General features: G+C 45.4%; 6 protein-coding genes. All 6 read left to right on the forward strand.

The window, feature by feature from the left end:
- The first annotated feature begins 102 nt into the window (after nt 1-102).
- Nucleotides 103-471: a DUF2590 family protein gene (locus tag HRU42_RS20730; RefSeq protein ID WP_295033947.1), complete on the forward strand. Its 369-nt coding sequence runs from the start codon at nt 103-105 to the stop codon at nt 469-471.
- Complete coding sequence (locus HRU42_RS20735; RefSeq protein ID WP_295033949.1) at nt 452-1,639, forward strand: baseplate J/gp47 family protein; 1,188 nt, start codon at nt 452-454, stop codon at nt 1,637-1,639. The genes HRU42_RS20730 and HRU42_RS20735 overlap by 20 nt, the downstream gene beginning before the upstream one ends.
- Complete coding sequence (locus HRU42_RS20740) at nt 1,639-2,319, forward strand: phage tail protein (RefSeq protein WP_295033950.1); 681 nt, start codon at nt 1,639-1,641, stop codon at nt 2,317-2,319. The genes HRU42_RS20735 and HRU42_RS20740 overlap by 1 nt, the downstream gene beginning before the upstream one ends.
- Nucleotides 2,319-2,897, forward strand: coding sequence for a phage tail protein (locus HRU42_RS20745; protein ID WP_295033951.1), 579 nt, complete (start codon nt 2,319-2,321; stop codon nt 2,895-2,897). Before HRU42_RS20740 ends, HRU42_RS20745 begins: the two co-directional genes overlap by 1 nt.
- 1 nt (nt 2,898) lies before the next feature.
- On the forward strand, nt 2,899-3,702 hold the full coding sequence (locus HRU42_RS20750) for a hypothetical protein (protein WP_295033953.1): 804 nt from the start codon (nt 2,899-2,901) through the stop codon (nt 3,700-3,702).
- A gap of 13 nt (nt 3,703-3,715) precedes the next feature.
- Nucleotides 3,716-3,953, forward strand: a 238-nt coding sequence (locus HRU42_RS20755) for a hypothetical protein (protein ID WP_295033954.1), incomplete at its 3' end; no start/stop codon positions are given.

Raw genomic sequence — 3,953 nt, forward strand, 5'->3', positions numbered from 1 at the left:
ATCAAACAGCAAGAGCCTGAGCTTTGGCGATGTGATCATTAAGCATCCACCAAAGAACTTTAGCCTTGCTGAAATCGCCGACCAACAGGAGTTAATGACCGGATGACCACTGACACGAATCAGAGCCCAAGTTTGAATAAGTACAGCGACCTGTTAATTATTGATGGTGCTCTGTCCCTCGATGTTGGGGCGCAGCCTAACCTAACTCACACGCGCGCCAGCATAGCCCAAGATGTAAAGCATATGCTGATGGCCTCTGGCCTTGTGACTAAGCTATTGGCCCAACGCTCAAGCGTCATGCGTAGTGATGTCTATACCGAAATGGAGCTGCTTATTGAAACCGATATTCGCCTGGTACCGGGCTCTATCGAGTTTGATATTCGCACACCTGAGTTAATCGCTATTACCGCCACTACCTACGAATTTGGCCAATTAAGCACGGAGGTAACGTATGTCACGCCCACAAGTTGATTTTGAAAAATTATTAGAAAGTGAAGGGGTGCCGCTGACCGCCGAAGGGGTGACGGCACTGCTTGAAGAAGATGTGATGGCGGCTAACTCTATTATTTCTAACAACAGCGCCATGAGCCCATTTTGGAAGCTCTTTTCTGCTTGCGTAGTTACGCCGGTGTTATGGCTAATTAAAACCTTGCTGGCAACCCATATCATGCCTGCCATGTTCGCTGCCACCGCGACCGAATTCTATTTAGAGTTAAAAGCATGGGATGTAGGACTGGAGCGCAAGTTAGCCGCTAAAACTCAAGGTGATATCACCTTTACTAAAACTGATATGGGTGCCGTTGTATTGGTTACAGCAGGCACAGTCGTACAAAGTGATAGTTCACTAGGCGCGGTTTATAAACTGAGAGTGTTAGCTGATGTTGTGATCCCCGCGGGCTCGTTGAGCGCCACTATTCTATGTGAAGCAGAGGAAGATGGTGCCGGTTATAACTTGGGTGAAGGTTATTACCATGTGCAGCCCGATCCCGTGGAAGGTGTTGAGTCGGTGAGTAATCTTGGCGACTGGATCACCCAAGCGGGTGCAGATAAAGAAACCGATGAAGAGTTGGCGCTGCGCATACGAGACCAGTTTGCCAGTGTCGGCAATTATCACATTGATGCGGTATACCGCGCGGCCATCTCAACCTTTGCCGGTATTCGCAGTGATTTACTTTATTTTGAACATGATGCACCGCGCGGCCCTGGTACGGCTAATTGTCATGTGATGATGGAAGTCAGCGAAACCCCACAAGCCATGATTGATGACATTAACGACTATATCAATGAACAAGGTTTTCATGGCCACGGTGACGATTTGCGCGCTCAAGCCATTACGGCAACGCCTGTCGATTTAACGGTTGAAATTTGGCATGCAACAAACCTCAGCGATGATGAAATTAACACATTAGAGAAGGATTTAGCGTCGCGGATCAGAGCTGCATTTCGGGGCTCTGATCAGTACCCGTTACTCACGAGAACGTCACCACAAAGTGTATTTGTGTTTTCAACGCTAAGCAGTGAATTGCACGCCATGGTGCCGAACTTAAAAAGCGTGCGCTGGGAAAATGACGACATTGTTAATGGCCTTGCCCTGCCTCGTATTAGCAGCTTAACCATCACTAATCGAGGTGTACGTTAATGTCAGATGATTTGAATACAAGCAGCAGTCCACAGTTACCGACGTTAGCGCCACCTTGGTGGATGGATGGCGAAACATTGACAACGACATCAGAGCCGCAAGAGCCTGCGATGTTAAATAAGGGGATGCAGTCTTTCTGGCACCGTGTTCGAGGTTGGTTTATCTGGGTTCTTGCTCAAAAAGATCCGTTAACTTGCTCAATTGACTTGCTCAATTTATTGGCTTGGGAACGCAACATCATCCGTTTTAAAGTGGAACCTCTGTGGCTGTACCGCAAGCGTGTGGCCTATGCCTTTATCAATGCAAAAGAGGCGGGCAGCACACAAGGGTTTATTAACATCATGCGGCGCTTTGGGCTTGATGTGGTCAGCATTAAAGAGCGGCAAGAGGGGATGGACTGGGACCGAGTATCAATTGAAATTGATGATACCGAAATCGCTCCCAACCAAGCGTTGTTGGCTGAGTTAATCCGTAGCTATGGCCGCACGTGTCGCCGTTATGACCATTTATCCTCTCGCTTGGTCACGAACAGTGTCGCGGTGACTGAAGCAAGCCAAGATTTTCAAACTTTAACCATTAGAACGATAAGCAATAGCGAACTAGAGCACTTTAAAGAAGCTGTATTGGCTGCGACTGAGTGCAATAACGACTATCAACACTTACATGTAGGGAGCGCCTAATGGCACGACTAACGACATTTGGTGAACAATATATAGCCCTAGCAGTGGGTAACGTGCAGGACTTTATCATTGATGAGTTTGTATTTGCCTTTATTCCAGGGCTGGACTTTCGAGCGCCAGAACCATCGAACGAGCTTATGCCCTCAGCAGATAAAATTGTCAATCGGGCTGCACCGTTAAAGCACGGCATTATAGATAAAAACAGAGTCACATTTAGCCAAATGTTACTGCCAGATGTGGGCGACTTTAATTTTAATTGGATTGGTCTTGCCCATAACAACCAACTTGTTGCGTTTGCGTACGTACCGACTACGCAAAAAGTACGGTCGGTGGGCTCAAGTGAAGGCAACACCATCAGCCGTAATTTTGTGGTAGAGCACTTGGGCATTGCAGATGCGATGCCGGTGCAAGTATCTGCGGAGTCTTGGATGTATGACTATTCAAATGAGATTGTTCAACTAAAAATGAGTACCGCAGTCTCTGCGGCAAGCTTAATCAGTGCCAATGTTTACGGAGTCAAAAACGCCCATTGGAACATGGTATTAAGTGAAAGAATTAGACAACTAGAGGAAAATTAATATGACACAAGCAATTGATGAACTGCTCGGTGAAGTCTCCAATGCGGTCAGCGCTTCAAAGGAGCAAACCATAGCATCACAGGCACTGGCTCAAGATGTCGCAGGCAAGATGGGGGAGATTGATGACAGGATTAATAATGCTGTCAATGAAATCACAGAAGCTATTATCACAAACAATCTGGTTAAATACTATATAGATGCAATTGATGGTGATGACTCTAATAGTGGTTCTTCAGCGTCACCGTTGCAGACAATAAAAAGAGGGTTAACTATTTGTCCTCCAGGATCAACTGCAAATATTTATTTAAAGCGTTCCCAGCGTCATTTGATCTCATCAAATATTCAGTGTTATGCGTTATCGCTATCGGTTATTCCGTGGGGGGGGAATACTGATACTTCTGGAAGTGCTCATTATGATACAAGTACGCCAATTGTTGAGTGGAACGCAACTATTAAGGCAAGTGGTGGCGTTGTATTTGGGGCATTTAAGTCTTCACTCATTATTGATGTCGGTCAAAATGGGGCTTTGGAGTACTATTCGACAGCAGGAAGATTTACATTAGCTCGCAGTAAGATATTAATCGATAGGCCGAGCAGTACACCGTTTATTGGCTCAGATTTTGACTATTTGAACGCAGTTAAGGTTTCTTTGCGTGATGCGACAATCGAAAAAATATCGGGTTACCTTTCTAGACGTGGTTGCATCTTGTCAGCGGACTCTGTCATAGGAGTCTCAACAATCGAAGAGCTTGTGCTTGGAGCTACTCGTGACAACACACTCACAAATATGAATTTTGCATATTAATTAGGGGATAGCGATGATAACTACATTTGTATATAACGGAACGTCATATTCCAACTGGAATACAGAAAGCGAAGAATTCAAGCGTTTAAACATTCCTGAATCTGAAAAGGCCAAAATAATTACTGATGCGCAGATGTTTACTATTTCTCAGAAAAGAAAAATAGCTTATCAGAAAGAGGCGGATCCTCTTTACTTAGAATGGCAATATGATCAGACGGCAGAGAAAGAACAAATTTGGCGTGCTCAGGTAG

Source organism: Shewanella sp., from assembly GCF_013214165.1.
Lineage (GTDB): Bacteria > Pseudomonadota > Gammaproteobacteria > Enterobacterales > Shewanellaceae > Shewanella.